2 protein-coding genes are annotated in these 1,233 nt (G+C 71.9%); one reads left to right on the forward strand and one right to left on the reverse strand.

All coding sequences use genetic code 11. The features are described 5' to 3' along the window. Positions 1–621, reverse strand: a 621-nt coding sequence (locus ACFXKA_RS42985; RefSeq protein ID WP_379431907.1) for a GNAT family N-acetyltransferase, incomplete at its 3' end; no start/stop codon positions are given. A 152-nt stretch (positions 622–773) separates the two neighbouring features. On the opposite strand from ACFXKA_RS42985, the gene ACFXKA_RS42990 reads away from it, so the two are divergent. Further along, positions 774–1,055, forward strand: a complete 282-nt coding sequence (locus tag ACFXKA_RS42990; protein WP_379431909.1) for an HPr family phosphocarrier protein — start codon at positions 774–776, stop codon at positions 1,053–1,055. The last annotated feature ends 178 nt before the right edge of the window (positions 1,056–1,233 follow it).

A 1,233-nucleotide genomic window follows, 5' to 3' on the forward strand; every position in this document is an offset into this window, starting at 1 on the left:
CCTCTGTACGGAGCGTGCCTCGGCGCGCAGCTCGCGGCCGCGCTGGACGGCGAGGGACTCGGCGGTCGGTTCGAGGTCGAGGACCAGACGGACGGCACCGTCCTCGAAGTTGCGCCGCTGGGTGAACCCGGCGTCCCGGAACACCTTGATCATCTTGGTGTTGGCGGGCAGCACCTCCGCCGCGAAGCGCCTGATCCCGCGCTCGCGCGCCACCGCGGCGATGTGTTCGAGGAGCGCGGAGGCGATCCCGCGCCCCTGGTGCGCGTCCTGGACGAGGAAGGCGACCTCGGCCTCGTCGGCGGGCGCGGAGGCGGGCATGCCACGGGCGTCGATCCGGTCGTAGCGGACGGTGGCGACGAACTCGCCGCCGACGGTCACGGCGAGTCCCACCCGGTCCACGTAGTCGTGGTGGGTGAAGCGGTACACGTCCTTGTCGGAGAGCCGGGGGTAGGGCGCGAAGAAGCGGTAGTACTTCGACTCGTCGGAGACCTGCTCGTAGAAGCTGACCAGCCGCTCGGCGTCGTCGGTGGTGATGGGCCTCACGCGCGCGGTGCCTCCGTCGCGCAGGACCACGTCTGCTTCCCAGTGATCGGGGTAGGCGTGCTGTGACGGCGTCGTCATGGGACGAGCCTACGGCGCGCGCACGGGTAGCGGCGGGTCCTCGGCCGGGGCAGGCTGGGGTCTCTCGTGGACCTCAGGGGTGCCTCGCCGGTCCGTCCGGGGCCGCGTGGCACACTGGTCTAGACAACAACTGTGACTTGAAGGGCAACACCATGGCTGAGCGCCGCGTCAAAGTCGGCTGGGCCGAGGGCCTGCACGCCCGTCCCGCCTCCATCTTCGTCCGTGCCGCCACGGCCTCCGGCGTGCCGGTGACGATCGCCAAGGCCGACGGCAGCCCGGTCAACGCGGCGTCGATGCTCGCCGTGCTGGGGCTGGGCGCGCAGGGCGGCGACGAGATCGTCCTGGCCTCCGACGTGGACGGCGCGGACGTCGCGCTCGACCGGCTGGCGAAGCTGGTCGCCGAGGGCCTGGACGAGCTTCCCGAGACCGTCTGACCCGCCGCGCACACCCGCAGCGCGCACACGACACGAAGGCCCCGGCAGGACGCCGGGGCCTTCGTCGTGTTCGTTGCAGGGCGTTGCGGGGGGGTACCGACTCAGACGCCGACGCCGTGCGAGCGCAAGTACGCGACCGGGTCGATGTCGGTGCCGTACTCCGGGCTCGTCCGCGCCT

It is taken from the genome of Nocardia sp. NPDC059228, from assembly GCF_042754245.1.
Taxonomy (GTDB): Bacteria; Actinomycetota; Actinomycetes; order Mycobacteriales; family Mycobacteriaceae; genus Nocardia.

Bases quoted from the DNA above. Each gene is read 5' to 3' on its own strand.
- ACFXKA_RS42990 (WP_379431909.1), top strand. From the start codon at position 774: ATGGCTGAGCGCCGCGTCAAAGTCGGCTGGGCCGAGGGCCTGCACGCC.